The 16,195-nt window shown below is 62.7% G+C and carries 16 protein-coding genes; 6 read left to right on the forward strand and 10 right to left on the reverse strand.

What is annotated here, in order from left to right:
- Nucleotides 1-5 precede the first annotated feature (5 nt).
- Nucleotides 6-2,108, reverse strand: coding sequence for a sigma-54-dependent Fis family transcriptional regulator (locus tag ACRWA7_RS13870; RefSeq protein WP_438392792.1), 2,103 nt, complete (start codon nt 2,106-2,108; stop codon nt 6-8).
- Between the two features lie 309 nt (nt 2,109-2,417).
- On the opposite strand from ACRWA7_RS13870, the gene ACRWA7_RS13875 reads away from it, so the two are divergent.
- Nucleotides 2,418-2,876, forward strand: a complete 459-nt coding sequence (locus tag ACRWA7_RS13875) for a dihydroneopterin aldolase (protein WP_438391490.1) — start codon at nt 2,418-2,420, stop codon at nt 2,874-2,876.
- Between the two features lie 30 nt (nt 2,877-2,906).
- Here ACRWA7_RS13875 and ACRWA7_RS13880 read toward each other — a convergent pair whose 3' ends face one another.
- From ACRWA7_RS13880 to ACRWA7_RS13920, 9 genes are all read right to left on the reverse strand, one after another.
- Nucleotides 2,907-3,314, reverse strand: a complete 408-nt coding sequence (locus tag ACRWA7_RS13880) for a hypothetical protein (protein WP_060818025.1) — start codon at nt 3,312-3,314, stop codon at nt 2,907-2,909.
- A 131-nt stretch (nt 3,315-3,445) separates the two neighbouring features.
- Nucleotides 3,446-3,955, reverse strand: a complete 510-nt coding sequence (gene fae / locus ACRWA7_RS13885; protein ID WP_060818027.1) for a formaldehyde-activating enzyme — start codon at nt 3,953-3,955, stop codon at nt 3,446-3,448.
- A 127-nt stretch (nt 3,956-4,082) separates the two neighbouring features.
- Nucleotides 4,083-4,937: a triphosphoribosyl-dephospho-CoA synthase gene (locus tag ACRWA7_RS13890; RefSeq protein ID WP_438391491.1), complete on the reverse strand. Its 855-nt coding sequence runs from the start codon at nt 4,935-4,937 to the stop codon at nt 4,083-4,085.
- Nucleotides 4,921-5,889, reverse strand: a complete 969-nt coding sequence (locus tag ACRWA7_RS13895; protein ID WP_438391492.1) for an ATP-grasp domain-containing protein — start codon at nt 5,887-5,889, stop codon at nt 4,921-4,923. The genes ACRWA7_RS13890 and ACRWA7_RS13895 overlap by 17 nt, the downstream gene beginning before the upstream one ends.
- A complete protein-coding gene (mch, locus tag ACRWA7_RS13900) occupies nt 5,886-6,917 on the reverse strand; it encodes a methenyltetrahydromethanopterin cyclohydrolase (RefSeq protein WP_438391493.1) in 1,032 nt (343 codons plus the stop codon). The genes ACRWA7_RS13895 and mch overlap by 4 nt, the downstream gene beginning before the upstream one ends.
- Nucleotides 6,892-8,109, reverse strand: coding sequence for an ATP-grasp domain-containing protein (locus tag ACRWA7_RS13905; RefSeq protein ID WP_438391495.1), 1,218 nt, complete (start codon nt 8,107-8,109; stop codon nt 6,892-6,894). The genes mch and ACRWA7_RS13905 overlap by 26 nt, the downstream gene beginning before the upstream one ends.
- Nucleotides 8,106-9,044, reverse strand: a complete 939-nt coding sequence (locus tag ACRWA7_RS13910; RefSeq protein ID WP_438391496.1) for an NAD(P)-dependent methylenetetrahydromethanopterin dehydrogenase — start codon at nt 9,042-9,044, stop codon at nt 8,106-8,108. Before ACRWA7_RS13910 ends, ACRWA7_RS13905 begins: the two co-directional genes overlap by 4 nt.
- Before the next feature lie 69 nt (nt 9,045-9,113).
- Nucleotides 9,114-10,163 (reverse strand): beta-ribofuranosylaminobenzene 5'-phosphate synthase family protein, encoded by a 1,050-nt coding sequence (locus ACRWA7_RS13915; RefSeq protein ID WP_438392794.1) that lies wholly within the window; start codon nt 10,161-10,163, stop codon nt 9,114-9,116.
- 72 nt (nt 10,164-10,235) lie between these two features.
- Nucleotides 10,236-10,622 (reverse strand): 4a-hydroxytetrahydrobiopterin dehydratase, encoded by a 387-nt coding sequence (locus ACRWA7_RS13920; RefSeq protein WP_438391497.1) that lies wholly within the window; start codon nt 10,620-10,622, stop codon nt 10,236-10,238.
- 430 nt (nt 10,623-11,052) lie between these two features.
- On the opposite strand from ACRWA7_RS13920, the gene ACRWA7_RS13925 reads away from it, so the two are divergent.
- The 5 genes from ACRWA7_RS13925 (at nt 11,053) to ACRWA7_RS13945 (ending at nt 16,180) form a co-directional block, all read left to right on the forward strand.
- Nucleotides 11,053-12,861: a methanol/ethanol family PQQ-dependent dehydrogenase gene (locus ACRWA7_RS13925; RefSeq protein ID WP_060818040.1), complete on the forward strand. Its 1,809-nt coding sequence runs from the start codon at nt 11,053-11,055 to the stop codon at nt 12,859-12,861.
- A 185-nt stretch (nt 12,862-13,046) separates the two neighbouring features.
- The gene (locus ACRWA7_RS13930; protein WP_060818041.1) at nt 13,047-13,460 is read left to right on the forward strand and encodes a c-type cytochrome; all 414 of its coding nucleotides are present in this window, start codon (nt 13,047-13,049) and stop codon (nt 13,458-13,460) included.
- 35 nt (nt 13,461-13,495) lie between these two features.
- Nucleotides 13,496-14,389 (forward strand): substrate-binding domain-containing protein, encoded by an 894-nt coding sequence (locus ACRWA7_RS13935; protein ID WP_438391498.1) that lies wholly within the window; start codon nt 13,496-13,498, stop codon nt 14,387-14,389.
- Nucleotides 14,386-15,162 (forward strand): hypothetical protein, encoded by a 777-nt coding sequence (locus tag ACRWA7_RS13940; protein ID WP_438391499.1) that lies wholly within the window; start codon nt 14,386-14,388, stop codon nt 15,160-15,162. Before ACRWA7_RS13935 ends, ACRWA7_RS13940 begins: the two co-directional genes overlap by 4 nt.
- A 64-nt stretch (nt 15,163-15,226) precedes the next feature.
- Nucleotides 15,227-16,180, forward strand: coding sequence for a LysR substrate-binding domain-containing protein (locus ACRWA7_RS13945; RefSeq protein ID WP_438391500.1), 954 nt, complete (start codon nt 15,227-15,229; stop codon nt 16,178-16,180).
- Nucleotides 16,181-16,195 lie beyond the last annotated feature (15 nt).

A 16,195-nucleotide genomic window follows, 5' to 3' on the forward strand; every position in this document is an offset into this window, starting at 1 on the left:
GCCGCTCACGCGTTGGGAGGCAGCGCCGATCCGTCATGTGACAGCCGGATATGCAACCGATGCATCTTCCTGTACAGCGTGTTCCGGCTGATACCGAGCCCCTTGGCGACGCTGCTGACATTCCAGCGATGTTCGTCGAGCAGTTCCAGCACGGTCTCGCGTTCCTTGAGCTGGATCGCGTTGAGCTCGGACGTGTCGGCGTCATCGGCGGCCTGCATGTAGGGGCTCATCGCAGGCGCGGTGTTCACGCCATAACCCATTCCCATGCCAAGCCGCGCGGCCTGGGTCGTGCCTGCGAACTGGGCGATTTCGACGGGCAGATGCGAGCAGTCGATCTCCATGCCGTCGCACAACGCAATGGCCATTTGCAGCACATGGCGCAACTGGCGGATGTTGCCCGGCCATGGATAATTCAATAGCGCATGACGGGCTTCGGGGGTCAGCGTGGGCGGATCGTCGGCCTCTGCTGCTAGCAGGTGCTGCATCAGCGCAAGTGCATCGGCACGCTCTTTCAGTGGCGGCAAATTGATTTCGATGCCGTTGAGCCGGTAGTACAGGTCTTCGCGGAACGCGCCGCTTTGTACGAGTTCGAGCAGGTTGCGATGGCTCGCGCTGATCAACTGGAAATCCACCTTGACCGTGGTTTCAGCGCCGAGCGGCGTGACTTCATGCTCTTCAAGTACCCGTAGCAAGCGGGCTTGCAACGCCATTGGCATGTCGCCGATTTCGTCGAGGAACAGCGAGCCGCCATTCGCCTGCACGATCTTGCCGCGGCGTCCTTCGCGCTGCGCGCCGGTGAACGCCCCCGCGCGATAGCCGAACAACTCGCTCTCTATCAGGTTCTCCGGCAGCGACGCGCAATTCACCGCCACAAAGCTGCCCGCGCTGTTCGGGCTGATGCTGTGCAGCGCATTCGCGAAGACTTCCTTACCCGTGCCGGTCTGGCCTCTCAGGATGATCGGGATCTTGCGCTGGATGACGCGCACGGCGAGTTGTATCTGCGACGCCATGCGAGGATCGCCGAATTCCAGATGCGCGAGTTTTTCCATCCGGCTGTCCTGTGCGGCGATATCGCGAGTCAAGCGAACGCCTTTGGCGCGCGCGGCCACCGTGGGCGACGGCGCCGCTGCCGCGCGGTTCGCCGGATCGGTCATGAAGATGCGGGTTGCGGTCGTTGCAGCGTCGCGCGGCGTCTGGGCGACGAGAAAAAAGCGGTTGTTCGCGTTCGCGCTGTAGACCGTGACCGGATGGAACGAACCGCGAATGCTGCGCGCGATCATGTCCTCCAGCGGCACGTTGAACGCTTCCTCGATGCGTTTGCCGCACAATTCCGCGTGCGAGCGAAAGTCGAGCTGAAAGAGCGCGCTGCGGCTGGCGGCGAGCACCACGCCGTCGTCGCTGACCGCGAGCTTGCCGGCGTGCAGCGTGCCGACAAACTCCGGGCGGCTGTGAAAATGGATCATGTTCGCGTGGCGATACCGCGCGTCGATCAAACGGTTTTCGATCATCTGCCGCGACATGCCGACCAGCACCAGCGAATGCTGCTGCAGCAGTTTCGAGCGGCTCGTGACGTCGAGCACACCGGCCACCTCGCCGCGGTCGTTGAAGATCGGTGCGGCCGAACAGGTCAAGGACGTATAGCGCGGATAGAAATGTTCGTGCTGGTACACCGCAATGCAGTCGCGTTCGGCGAGGCACGTGCCCATGCCGTTCGTCCCCGCTTCACGCTCGCTCCAGAGCGCGCCGACGCGCAGGCCGTCCGCTGCAATTGCTTCGCCGAACGGGACCGACGCTACCTGATGCACGATCACGCCGTCGGCATCCACCAGCACGACCGCGAGTTCGGGATCCGCGAGTTGTTGATAGAGCGTGGTCATCTCGAGTTTCGAGCACGCAATGAGATCGCTTGCCGCTTCGCGCCGGGCGGCGAGTTCATGCTGAGTCAGCACGGGCGGCATGACAAAGCGGGCCGGGTCGAGCCTGAACTCCTTGAGGCAGCGCATCCACGACTGGGCGACTGAGTCGCTCGTGGGACGCGTTGGCAACTGGTTGTTGACGATGTTCAGTACTTCGCGAACGTGCACGTTGTTCTCGGCAAGCGACGACATTGACATGGGGCCAGTCTCCGGGGCGTCCGCTGGTTCTTGCGACGGTTCGCAAGCGCCGCGGCGCCGTATCTAATGGTATTCCCCTGCGCGGCGTGTCTTTCGCATGCGGCTCTCAGCACGCATGCGCCCGAACCAGTTCATTCATTCTGAAGTGCTTATGAACTGGCGCCACTCACAAAACTTTACATCCGATGACGTTCCGGTTCAATAAGTAGTCGCGTCAGGGCAGGGTGTCGAGCCCGGAATTTGCTTTATTCGCTCGTGGCGATCAATCATTTTCTTTTCCCGCCTTCGAGCAATGGAGTTTCCATGGAGCTTTTCGATGCAATCCGAGCCACGCGCAGTTCCACCGGTTCAAGAGGATCCGCGCGCCGCGCGATTGCCGATGCTGCACCGCAAACCGTGAGCGGCGCGCCAATGGATATTGTCTATATCAACGGCTTTACGGCACAGACCGTAATCGGTATTGATGCAGTCGAACTGCACGAGCCACAACCCGTGCTGCTGGATCTCGCAATCGGAGTCCCTTCCATACGCGCTTGCGTGACGGATCGGATCGAGGACACGGTCAATTATGCGGCGGTGCACGATGCGCTCGGTGTGCTCATGGCTTCGCATGGGGTTCAGTTGCTCGAACGCCTTGCCGAAAAAATCGCGCAGTTGGTAATAGCCGACTTTGGCGCGCGCTGGGTGCGGGTTTCCCTGGCCAAGCCCGCCAAGTTCGATGATGTGGATTCAGTCGGCGTGGTGATCGAAAGAAGAGGCTAAGCTAAGGGCCACTCCTGAATGCTGGCGACGTCACTTGGCTGCGGCCTTGGACACGCCACATGCCCTGAACGCCTCGGTTTGTACAGAGCGGAAGTTCTTTGTCTGCGCCCGGGCCCGGTCTACCCGGAACTCGTTGCCGCCTTCCCCGCCAAGCGTCGCATACTTCGAAAAGGTCATCTGCTCGACGTAGTCATCGTAGGGAAGAACCTTTGCGATGTGATCTATGGCGCATGAGCATTTGTACACGTTCGCAAAGTCATGACCGTTGTCATCCATGCACCCAAGTACGTACTCCACACGGCCCTGCGTGGGATAGTCATAACTGTGCGCGGCACTGCCGCCTGAAGGTGCGGCTTCGCCGGAACCTGCCGCGAGCGCAATCGCCGGAGCCACCGCGAGACCGGCAAGCAACAGCCGCACGCGATATCGATAAGTCATTGCAGTGCCTCTGCCAAAGCATTATTCATCGGTTGAATGCGGGACCGGCCATGAGCAGGCCGCGAATCAAGTCATGCAAAGCACGATCCGCGGCCCGTCTTTCTCTTTCCGGATCCGTGTGGCCCCAGGATTCAGGCCGCGGCAAACGGATGCGCGGCTGCCGCCTTCTTCGATACCACGTCCGCCGCGCTCGGCTCCCCGGCAACGGCTCGCTGGATCGCTTCGCGCGTGGCCTTGTAGTTGTACTCCTGGATCTTCTTGTCGTCGTCGGCTTCCCAGTGGATGAACACGCCGACGCAAACGAACACGTCGTCGGCTTCGTCCGCGGGAATGGTGCCGTCTTCCACGCTGTCGGCAACCGCGAGCGCGACCGCATGCTGCGCCGGGCCGAACATCTGCACAGCCTGCTTTGCACCCTTGATGGTGACCTTGTTGAACATCACCGTATTCGGACGGGTGATGAGATTCGGCGCGACGACCGCGAGCAGCGACGTGAAACCGTCCTTGTTATTGGTCAGGGCGTGGCAGAACGCGGTCTCGACGGCTGAACCGCGCGGTCCGATCAGCAGGTCGATGTGCGCGACCTCGTTGCCGTCGCCGACTAGCGACTCGCCTACCATGACGCGGTTGATTTTGGCCATGCTGTTCCTCCAGTGATTTGGATACGAATGTCCCGCTTGCGGTCAGCTCGCGCCCGGCGCGAACTCTTTGAGAACCATGGCTGTTCCTATCATGTTCCGTGCCAATCCGCTGCGCATGCGCCGCGCGTCAACTCATGCGGCCATGCGCTACGCCGCCCACGAACAATGTCGCGACCGTCAGGTCCGCGCTCGTACCCGGATTGATGCCGCGCGCCTTGAGTTCGCCGTCCCACGCGGCGAGACCCGCGGCCACGCTGCCGGGGCCGTTTCGATGCAGTGCGTCCTGCCAGTGCCGCGCCTCGTCCGTGACACTCTGCGCCATCGGCAGGCCGTGCTTGCGCACAATGTGTGAATCGGGCCAGCCGCTCAGGAAATGCAGGAACAGCGGGAGGGTCGAGGTTTCGTCGATTGCGTGAAGACGGCGCGCCGGTTCGAAGACGTCGGCAAACCCGTTCGCGTACTGCCGCGCAATGCTGTCGCGTTGCGCCGCCAGCGTCATCGCGGTGCGAAGGCCGACAGTGGGCGCATCGCGCACCGATTGTTCGGACGTGTCGCCCAGTCCGCCGGGATTCGCCAGCGCGATCGCGCGGTACGCTTCGCGGGCATCGTCGATACCGAGCCGCGCCAGCGTGTTTTCAGTTGCGTCGCGCCAGGTATCGAGCGTCACGTCAGCGTTGGCGAATTCATCGAGCGCGGCTGCGAGCGGCGCCACCAGCAGCACAATCCCGAGATTGGTGTTGCAGCCAGCGACTTCGCGCGTACGGCGCACGGCGTTCAGCATTCGCTCGCCAACGGGTGCGCCGGTTTCGAACAATCCTATGGCGGCAGCGTCCGCGCTCGCAATGAACTGAGCGGCCGTCATGCCGTGACCTTCGCTCCCGAAACTGACGTTGCCGGGTTTTACTGTCGCCACGTCCAGCCGGCAGGCGTTCAGGAAGGCCGCCAGCGCTCTTGAAGGCAGAGAGTCAGTGATTGGGGTCATCGCCGGTCTTCAAGCGCGCCTGGACGTGGGCCATAAGCTTGCGATCGAGCAGATCGTCGACCAGAGCCGCCGCAATATCGAACTGCGTGACCGACTGCAACCCGCGCCATGCGGCAACGCCGTTGACCTCCAGCACCAGCGCGCCGGCGTCGCCGGGAATCAGGTCCACGCCGGCATAGTCCAGGCCCAGCGCGCGGCTTGCGCGCACGGCGATATCGGCGAGTTCGGGTTCGAGCGGCGCAGCCTCGCATGCCGCGCCTTGCGCAAAGTTGTGAATCCAGCCTTTGCCGCCGACCCGCTTCATGGCGGCTGCGGCACGGTCTCCGATCACGAGCACCCGCCAGTCGAAACCCGGCTGGCGGTTTTCGACCGCGCTTTCCACATAGCGCTGCAAATACGCGACCTGACCCGACGCGCGCAGCGAAGGCAACGGCGCAAGCGACCCATCGCGGCGATTCGCGCCAAGACGTCGCAAGCCCTTGCCCTGCGATCCGAACAGCGGCTTGAGCACCGTGCGGCGGCCGGCCGCCGCTTCGCGCATCAGCACGCGCTGCGCGAATGCGGCCGATTCGCTCGCCCACGTTGCGGGTGTTGGAACGCCGTGCAGATTGAGCAGGAAGCTCGTCATCGACTTGTCGACGCTGCGCTCGATCGCGCGTGCGTCGTTGTACACGGGCACGCCGCATTCGCGCAGCGCGTGCAGGATGCCAAGGCGCAAGGTGACCTGCTCGAAGGTTCCGCCAGCAATACCGCGCACGAATACCGCGTCGGGCAAAGTCTCGCCGAAGCCGGGTATTGCGAGGCCGAACGGGCGCAGGGTCGTATCGATACGGCAATCCGCCAGGTCTACGCAACGCGCCTCCACGCCCCGCGCGCGAAATGCTTTTTTGAGGCGCGAGGTATGCCAGCCGGTTTCGTCGCTCATGATCGCGACGCGCAATCCCGTGGTCATGGCCCGGCCTTTTCACCGCCCGCCACAACCGGCGAGGCGGCGCTCCATTGCGTATCGAGCAATGCCATGTTCAGCGCGCCGCCGTGATACGTCATGCCGCTTTCCAGGCTGCTGGCCCATACTTCCGCGGGCGCGAACAACGCGGCGTCGATCTGGTAGAAGTCGTAATTGAACGCCTTGAAGATATCGGCGAAGGGGCGGCCGTAGTCGCGCGCATTCGAAGACGGCAATTGCGCCGCGAGACGTTGCGCCACCGCATCGCCTTTCACGGTCAGGTGCACGCGCCCGCCATACAGGATAGCGTCGTTGGTGCGGCCCATCGCCTGGATTGCATCGGGCGCGGGCGGGGGCAACGGCGCCGAGCCGCTGCCCTCGACAATCTCGTTCAGGTCCACGCCGAGCACGTGCGTCTTGTGCAGCGCAACTTCCACCACGCGGGCGACGACCTGCACCGTTCCCGCGACAGAGTGTGTCGGCGTGACGGCGATAGTGAGCTTGTCGGGCGCCAGCGCGCAATCGCGCAGTATCTTGTCGATGACGACTTGCGGCGGCAGCCGGTCCACTTCCATTACTAGCGCCCCGCGGTCGTGCCGGTCGCGGTAGCCGAGTTCATCGAAGAGCGGTTCCTTCGCGGCCAGAGCGCGCGCCGGACCCGAACCGAGCGAAAAGAACTTCTTGCCGCCGGTCTGTTCTTTCGTGGCGGAAAGACTCCAGCCCGCGTACTGGCTGCCAAGGCACGCCAGCACGGGCGAGGACGTATGCACCTCGATCATGCTGGGCCAGAGCGGATTCGCGTCGAGGCTCGAGCGCACGGCAACGCGTCCGAGACCGCCCATGCAAAGCCGCGCGATCAGCACGCCCGCTTCCACGCCGCCGGTTGTCTCGACGCCGGCATCCACGATCGCGGTGCCGTCCGGCGTCCGCGACACGGCTATACGCAGGCGCCCGGCGTGCTCGATGAGCCGGCTTGCTAGGCGTTCGCTCAGCGCATTGACGCTTACTTCAGGCGGAGGAAGGGATGACGGCATCGGCGTCCTCATGACATGTTTCGATACGTTGCAAGAGAAGCGCTTCCCGGCGATCGAGTTCTGCCATGACGGCGCGCGTGGAGGCTTGCGTGACAATCAGCGTGCAGACTGGTTCGCCCGCGCCGATGCGCGCGCCCGGATGCGGGACGTCGTGGCATGCGGGGTCGGTGAAACAGGTTTCGCTGAAGGCTCGCGAAACGACGAAATCATATGGCGCGAACAGCACGCGCTGGCCGGTCTGGTTCGAGCGGGTCACGCGTTGAGAAACGGAAGGCAGACGGCCGTCGAGACACGCATCGATATGACACGCGATCAAGCCGCGCGGCCACGCGTCGGGCGAGGCGGTTTCGTAAAGCGTCATCGTGGATGAAGGGCGCGCGTTGATCTCCAATACGTCGACACGTTCGCCGTCGAGCAGGAAATCGATGCTGTTCAGGCCCGTGAGGCCGGTTTGCGCGGTGATCGCTTCGACCGCTTCCACGACCTTGTCTTTGACAACGCGCGGCGGATCCAGGGGTCCTGCAGAACCCGCATGAAGGTACGGAAAACTACCCGCGGCCATGCTGGACTGTTCCGCAAATCCGATCAACCGTGCCTCGCCGCGCGCCGCAATAAAGAGTGCCGACATTGAGCGGCCGAACGCGCGCCGCTGGAAATAGGTGTCGTCAGAGTTCGCGCAATCCAAATTGGACAATATTTTTATATGAGTGCCACCGTAGCCATTCGCGTGTTTGATGAGCCAGCCGGCGTCGTGCGCGGGACGGATAAACGTGGTTTCCGGATGCGCAATGCCCAGGCGATCCAGTAACGCGAAAAACCGGCGCGGGTCACGAACGTCATCCGTCGCGGCCGCGCCGTTGCCTATAAAACGCGGCAATCGCGATGCGGTAAACAACTGCTGCGCCAGCGGTTCAAGCCCGCTGCCGACCACGAATCCCAGCATGCGCGGCAAGCGCGCGGTGCGTTCGAGCGCATCGAACAGCCGTTGCCGGTCAATCGATATCCCCCCGCCGCCAATGTCGAACCAGAGCGGTGCGTAGCTGCGCGTATCGCGGTCGCCGAAGATATCGAGCGCCGCCACATTCAATCCCGCCCGATGCGCGGACTGCGCGAGCATGCGCGCCGACAACCCCACGGCCGCGATAAACGGCGCATGTGACGATCGCGGGGATGTGGTGAAGCGCCACATCATCCGAGCCCGCCGCCGCTCACGCCGACGATTGCGCGGGCCTCGTCGAAGGCTTCGGGAAAACCCAGATACACCGGCTTGCCGCCAGTGCGCATTCGCACGAACAGCCGATGCTCGACCTGATACTTCACATTGCCTATAGCCAGCGCGCCAATACCGAGCGCATCCTGGCGCACGGCGCCTGCGAGCGGTTTGCCGTCGTCCATGACATGCACGCCCGCGATGCCTTCGGGCGGCACGGCGTTGACATCGGCGGCGATCAGCAAGTGTCTTGCATGGGACAGGTCGGCGGCGCTCATGACCTGCACGCCGGCCACCGCGGTCGCCATCACGACCTCGGCAGTGGAAAGCGCGTGGTGAAGATCGTCCGATGTGCGCACGGACACGCCCGTCGTCGCGATATCGAAGCGGCGGTTGACCTCGTCGCTGACCTGCGTGGCGCGGGCGATGTCCGAATGGCTCGCTATCAGGACTTGCGCGCCGAGCGACGCGGCCATTGCCCCAGCCACCCGGCCGACCGCGCCTGTGCCGCCGAGAATCAGCACGCGCTTGCCGCCGAGATCGGCGTTGTGCCCGCCCTTCAGATGTTTTTCGACCAGCGCAACCAGCGCGGCTGCCGTGGTGTACGAACCGCTTGGATCGGCGAATACGGACACTTCGAAGGGCGGCACCATCGCGTGGCGCGCGGTGTCGAGCATGTCGGCGGCGAGCATGACGTCGCGCCCGCCAATGAAAATGCCGGTGCGCGAAACGCTTTTCGGACCGCGCGAGAAGATCGCGTCCTGTGTCAGCGTGACAACGTGCTCGGACCCGACATTGCAGTACGGCACGATCACCTGATAGCCGGCGTCGGCGGCCATGTTGACGTCGAAAGGGCTCATCTGGGGTGTGGCCGTCAACATGTGCAGGATGTACGGCCTTTCGGTGGCTTCGGGCATGGCGATGGACTCATTCAGGTTTCGGGTAGTCTGGTCAGCGGCGGGCCTCGGCCCATGAAGAGAATCCGTCTACGGGCAGTCGGTCTTGCAGCGCTGCATGCCGAGCGTGCGAGTCGTGTGAGTTGCGTGAGTCGCATGAATTGCGCCGCCGCGGTTCGCCGCCGCGACCACCGAGCACGCAATGCCGGGCGTGCCGCGGGTTGCGTCGAGGGCAGCGCTCAAGCCTTGCTGAGCGTCTTGCACGCTACGGAAAAACGCGAAGCCTGTTGGACCCCACGAAGTCTGCCCGATGCCGGGTGTATCGACGGCATCGAGCGCGGCGGCCACGGCGGGACTCGAGAACACGCCGCCCTGGACCGGCGCGAAGTATTCGCCAATGGTCTGCTGCACTTCGCCGATACCTTCGGCGAACGCATCGAAATTGTGTTCGGCGATGCCGGGCAAGACACGCATCAGCACCAGGTGACAGAGGTGCGCGGCGAGCGTTTGCGGGAACGGCGCGAGCGCGGCGAGGGCGTGCCGCTCGGCGTCGCCGTGAAGACCTTCGCGGCGGGTATCGTCAATAAGCAGTACGCGCCACGCGTCCGGAAACACCTGGCGGGAAAGCATCGGCGGGGGACGTTTATGGTCGCCGGGACCGCCGTCCACAATCAGCCCGCCATGATCGAAGCCCAGCATGCCGATGCCCGAGCGCGCCCCGCGTCCGAGCAGCCGCGCGAGTTCGGTGCTCGCCGGCGTGCGCCCGGCCAGACGCGCAAATGCGGTGCCGACCGCCAGCGCGAGTTGCGTGCCGGAGCCGACACCAGAGTGCGCGCGCGGCGCGTGATGCACGTGCACGGCGACGGGTGGCGCGCTGTACGCGGCATGCAACAGATTCAAATACTGTTCGATGCGCGCGCGCTGCGCCTCGCTGCGCGCGCCGGTCACGCCATCTTCTTCGGCAAGGCGCGCGGTGATGCGGGTGCCGGGCGCGTCGACGGCCAGGCCAATGCTCCCGAACGCGCGCCCAAGCGACGCGTTCGGGTCAAGAAAACCGAGGTGCAGTCGCGCGGGAGCATCGACGGTGACGGCCGACAGCGGCGGTAAGCGATCCCGCAAGCTATTGAACGGCAACTGCATTGCGTGTCCCCAGGTTCGTTGTCGTGGGCGAAAGCCGTCGAGCTTCAAGGCAAGAGCCATACCAACGTGCTTTCAGGCATCGTCGTACTTGATATAGCGAAAGCGCTGATCGTCCGATGGCGTGCCTTCCAGCGCGCCGCCCTCGCGTCCCGGCTGCCACTGGATCACTTCCTCGATCTTCGTTGCGAGCGCGAAGTCCTTGTCTGTGATGCCCTTGGCCGAATGCGTCTTGAGCTTCACGACCACGAATGCATACGACACCGTGAGGTCCGGGTGATGCCACGCCGCCTCGGCAAGATGGCCGATCGTTGTCACCACCATCAACGTGCCTTTCCATCCTTCGGTCTTGTATTTGCGGCGCAGCCATCCGTCTTCCATATACCAGTGCTTGAGCGGACCGCTCAGGCGCGCCTGGATCTCTTCATCCGAGAAGGTCTTCTCGGGTTGTTTGCTGGTCATGGCATACCCTCCTTAGGGCCAATGGGCAAAACAATCCTTCGATAAGTGCAAACAACGCGCCAGAAAACGAGGTTCCCGCGCGATACGTTCAGGTCCTTTTCATGGTGCACTGCACAGACTTCCAACCATAACCGCCGGCCGCAGTAGCATCGGCTGTATCGCGGATTTGACACAGTATGTGTCGTAATCCGAATGAAGCGTATCGGAGCCGGGCATTGCCCCGGGCCATCCATTGGCATGCGCGCCGCATCCGGCTACGACGCCAGCCGGTGTTTCGCTGCCCGGCATGGAATATGCAATTCGTCTTCACACAGAAGCCCGTCATTGAACGGGCAGAGCTTAAGCTCGCTGCCTGCACTGGTGAAGGCGCGCCCGGAGCGTGGCGGTGGGGTCATCCCTGAGTCGGACGGCAACACATTCTGGAGGAGACATGAAACTACGCACCCTGGTTCTCGGACTGGCGGTGGTTGCGGGAACGGCCTTTAGCTCTTTTGTGGCGCAGGCAGATTCGCAACTCGACGCCTCGATGAAGAACACATCGAACTGGGCCGCTCAAGCAGGTGACTACTCGAATCACCGCTATAGCCCGCTCAAGCAGATCAACGAAAGCAATGTGGCGAAGATGCAGGTTGCCTGGACCATGTCGACCGGCGTGTTGCGCGGTCACGAAGGTTCGCCGCTCGTGATCGGCGACACCATGTATATCCACTCGCCATTCCCGAACAAGGTCATCGCGATCAGTCTGAAGGACCAGACGTTCCAGTGGCAATACGAACCGAAGCAGGACACGCAGGTGGTATCGGTGATGTGCTGCGACACGGTCAACCGCGGCCTGGCTTATGGCGACGGCAAGATCTTCCTGCAGCAGGCCGACACGAAACTTGTCGCGCTCGACGCCAAGACCGGTGAAGTGAAATGGACCGCGCAAAACGGCGATCCGAAGGCAGGAGAGACCAACACCAACGCGCCGCACGTCTTCGGCGACAAGGTGCTCACGGGTATTTCCGGCGGCGAATTCGGCGTGCGCGGACGCCTGATTGCGTACGACATCAAGACCGGCAAGGAAGTCTGGAAAGCGTACAGCACGGGTCCCGACAACGAAATGCTGCTCGACCCCGACAAGACCATGACCTGGGCCGACGGCAAGATGACGCCGGTCGGCGCGGACTCGTCGCTCAAGAGCTGGAAGGGCGATCAGTGGAAGTCGGGAGGCGGCACGACCTGGGGCTGGTATGCGTGGGACCCGAAGCTGAACCTGGTGTACTACGGCACCGGGAACCCCGGCACATGGAACCCGACGCAACGTCCCGGCGACAACAAATGGTCCATGTCCATCTTCGCGCGCGACCTGAATACCGGTAAGGCGAAATGGGTCTACCAGATGACGCCGCACGACGAATGGGACTACGACGGCGTGAACGAGATGATCCTTGCCGACCTGCCGATGAACGGCAAGACGGTGCCGGCCATCGTCCACTTTGATCGCAATGGGTTCGGCTATACGCTCAATCGCGAGACAGGGCAGTTGCTGGTTGCCGACAAGTACGACCCGGCGGTGAACTGGGCTGACCGCGTGGATCTCAAGAGCGGCTTGCCGGTTCGCAACGTCGCGTATTCCACGCAGGCAGCGGGTCCCGATCACAACGTCAAGGGCATCTGCCCAGCGGCGCTGGGATCGAAAGACCAGCAACCTGCCGCCTTCGATCCGAAGAGCAACCTGTTCCTGGTGCCGACCAATCACGTATGCATGGACTACGAGCCGTTCGAGGTCGAATACGTGTCCGGCCAGCCTTACGTTGGCGCGACGCTGTCCATGTATCCCGGCCCCAACGAAAAGGGTGCAATGGGCAACTTCATTGCGTGGGATGCGAGCAAGGGCAAGATTGCGTGGTCCAAGCCGGAGAAGTTCTCGGTGTGGTCGGGCGCGCTTGCGACCGCTGGCGGCATTGCGTTCTACGGCACGCTTGAAGGCTATCTGAAGGCCGTGCGCATCTCGGATGGCAAGGAGCTGTGGAAGTTCAAGACGCCTTCGGGAATCATCGGCAATGTGTTCACCTACCAGTATCAGGGCAAGCAGTTCGTGGGTGTCTATTCGGGCATTGGCGGATGGGCGGGCATTGGCATGGCGGCGGGCCTTGAAAAGTCCACGGAAGGACTGGGCGCGGTCGGCGGGTATCGTGAACTGGCGAAGTACACCGCGCTTGGCGGCACGCTCTTCGTGTTCGCCATCCCGAGTTGAGCGCGAGTTCATTCCTGCCGTAGCAGGCCGTGAGGCGGCTTCAGTCCGCCAGACTTGAGAGTGCAGACGCGTGCTGGCCGAAAGTCTTGCCGCACGCGTCCCCCATCCCGAACCATCAATCCCGCACTGCGCTCGAGCTTACCGACGCTTGGGCGCGCACGCTCCAAACGAAGGAGACATTTGCAATGAAAGGCCGAACACTTTTGCCGCTGGCGATAGCGCTTGTCGCGTTGCCCGCTTCCTACGCCCAGACCGATCCGGCGCAGATGAAGCCGGTCGCGTATCAGGTGGTCGACGGCAACAAGGTCGACAACAACACGCTGCAAGGCTGGAGAACCTGGCGTGCGCTCGCATGCGAACGGTGCCACGGCGCGCAGCAGCAAGGCATGGTGGGACCGTCTCTGATCGATGCGTTCAAGACCCTCGATACCAATGAGTTTCATCGGACCGTGTTCGGGGGACGCCTTGACAAGGGTATGCCCGACTTCAGTTCGAGCCCCATGATGCAGAAGAATTGGCAGAACCTGTATGCGTATCTGAAAGGGCGCTCCGACGGCAAGATCAAGCCGGGCGACCTGCAGGCGATCGACGCCAAGTGACCGTGCGCATGGTTCGCGCTTTACCGGAGGGTTCGATGTCTGATGGCAATACAAGGCGTGCGGTTCTGACGATACTTACCGTGGCATTTCTCGGCGCGGGCGGCGCACATGCGGAGGGGCCCGCACTGCCGCATAACGACGGGGCCGACGGCGTGCTGCGTGTCTGCGCCGACCCGAACAACATGCCTTTGTCGAACAGCAAGGGCGAGGGTTTCGAAAACAGGATCGCCGAGCAGATGGCCAGCGACTTCGGCTACAAGGTCGAATACACGTTCTTTCCGCAGCGCATGGGCTTTATCCGCCGCACGTTGCGCGAAAAAATCCCCAACACCGACGACTACAAATGCGACCTTGTGATAGGCGTGCCGAAGGGTTACGACATGACTTCCACCACGCGCGTATGGCTGCACTCCACCTACGCGATGGTCTTCCCCAACAGGCCCGAGTTTGCGTCCATCACAACACCGGCGGATCTTCTCAAGTTGCCGCCTGACCAGTTGAGCAAGCTGCGTCTTGGCATCTTCTCGAACACGCCCGCGGTTGACTGGCTGCTGGGCAATAACCTGATCGAACAAGCGGTATCGTACAAGGTGCAAAGCGGCGACCCTGCCGAGTTTCCGGGCGAAATGATCCAGCGCGACCTCACGGCGGGCAACGTGGACGTTGTGTTCCTGTGGGGACCCATAGCCGGATACTTCGCGAAGCAGGCCGGTAACAAGGTCAGGCTCGTGCCGTTCCCGCCCGCGCCGGGTCCGCGCTTCGACTATGAGATTTCAATGGGCGTGCGCTATGGCGAAGCGCCATGGAAAACAAAAATAGACGACTGGATCGGCGCGAATCACGCGAAGATCGACAAGATCCTCACGAGTTACGACGTGCCGCTGCTGCCGATCAACGACAAGCCGCCTGCACAGGCCAACGCCAAATGACAGCATTGATCAGCCGCTTTCGGCGCGCATGCAGCGTGGCGGCGTTGAGCGCGTGCACGGTGCTTGCGTTCGATCACGCACGCGCCGCCGATGCACCCGGCGCCGCGAGCGCTGAAGCCGCCGACATTGCACCGGCTGAGCGGCTGCTGTTTTTATCTACGCACCTGAAGGGCGTTCAGCCTCAAACGGAACTCGACTACGCGGTCGATCGATCTGGTCCGCCCGCGAAGGAGAAGGACACGGTCAAGGTGCTCGTCGTCAGCGCCGATAACGCCAACGGCGACGCGCGTATTACCGATCATCGAGGACCGGTGGAGATGTCCGGCGAAGGCTTGCCGTGCAATCCGGTGATCCTGTATTTCCTCGAACACGATGTCGCTGAAATGCAGCAACTGACCGGCGGCCAGCGTCGCTATTTTCAACGACGGGTACGGCTTGCGCTGGCGGCGAACCCTGCCATTACAGCGGTCACGCGCGACGCCCAGGGCAAGAAGGTGAACGCGCGGCAAATCGTGATCCAGCCTTATCTCGACGACCCGAACGGTTCGCGTTTTTCGCAGTACGTGGGCAAGCGCTATACCTTCGTAATGTCGGACGCGGTGCCGGGCCAGGTCCTGCTGATTCGCACGGAAGTGCCGGGATCGAACAATGATTTCTCCCATCCGGTGCAGATCGAGACGCTCAGCTATCAGGGTGCGTTGCGCAGTTTGACGCCGCCGCCGGGCAAGAAAATGCCCGACAAGTCCGCGAACGCGCCGCGCGCCAGCAACTGAACGCACGTGAGCTTAAGCTGCGGCGCTTGTCTGAACTTGCCGTCCTGCACGACGGCCGCCTAATGTGAACTTCATTCGCTCGCTGACCTTGCGGCAGTTGCAGATATTCGTGATCGCATGCCGGTATCCGAGCTTCGCGCGCGCGGCGGAAGAGTTGCATCTGACGCAGCCGGCCATTTCAATGCAGATCCGTCAGCTCGAAGAAGCGGTTGGCCTGCCGCTTTTCGAGCGCGTTGCGCGCAAGCTGACGTTGACCGAAGCTGGAGAGCGGCTGTCGCATCACGCAAGCAGGATACTTGGCGAGATCAAGGATGCCGAAGACGCAATGACTTCGTTGTCGCTCGCGGATAGCGGATCGATTGCCGTGAGTATCGTAAGTTCTGCCACTTACTTTGCGCCGAAGTTGCTCGCAGCCTATTCGCGCCAGTATCCGCGAGTCGATGTACGGTTTTCCGTGGGCAATCGCGAGACGCTGCTGCGCCAGCTTCAGGATAACGCCACCGATATCGCCATCATGGGAAGGCCGCCTCCCGAACTGGGCACGACCGCCGAGCCGCTTGCCTATCATCCGCATGTGCTTATCTGCCCGGTCGATCATCCGCTTTGCAACGCGCGGCGGTTCGACCTGCAGGAACTTGCGGGCGATACGTTCCTGTTGCGGGAACCGGGGTCGGGCACGCGCGCGGTCAGCGAGCAGATGTTCAGGCAACACCTGTTCATGCCGGCGCGCAGCGTGACGCTTGGCAGCAACGAGAGCATCAAGCAGGCCGTGATGGCAGGCATGGGCGTGAGCCTTATTTCGCTGCATACGCTTGCGCTCGAACTGCGTTCGAATGAGCTAGCATTGCTCGATGTCAACGGCACGCCGGTCGAGCGCACCTGGCAGATCGTGCACTTGCGCTCGAAGCGTTTATCGCCGACATGCATTGCGTTTCGGCGCTTCCTGCTGGAGCACGCCGCGCCATTTCTGGAACGCGAATACGCCGGATTCGCCGTGCACGCCAATTCCCCGCGATAACGCCTGAACGCGTCG

This window comes from Caballeronia sp. DA-9 (genome assembly GCF_051615025.1).
Classification (GTDB): Bacteria; Pseudomonadota; Gammaproteobacteria; order Burkholderiales; family Burkholderiaceae; genus Caballeronia; species Caballeronia sordidicola.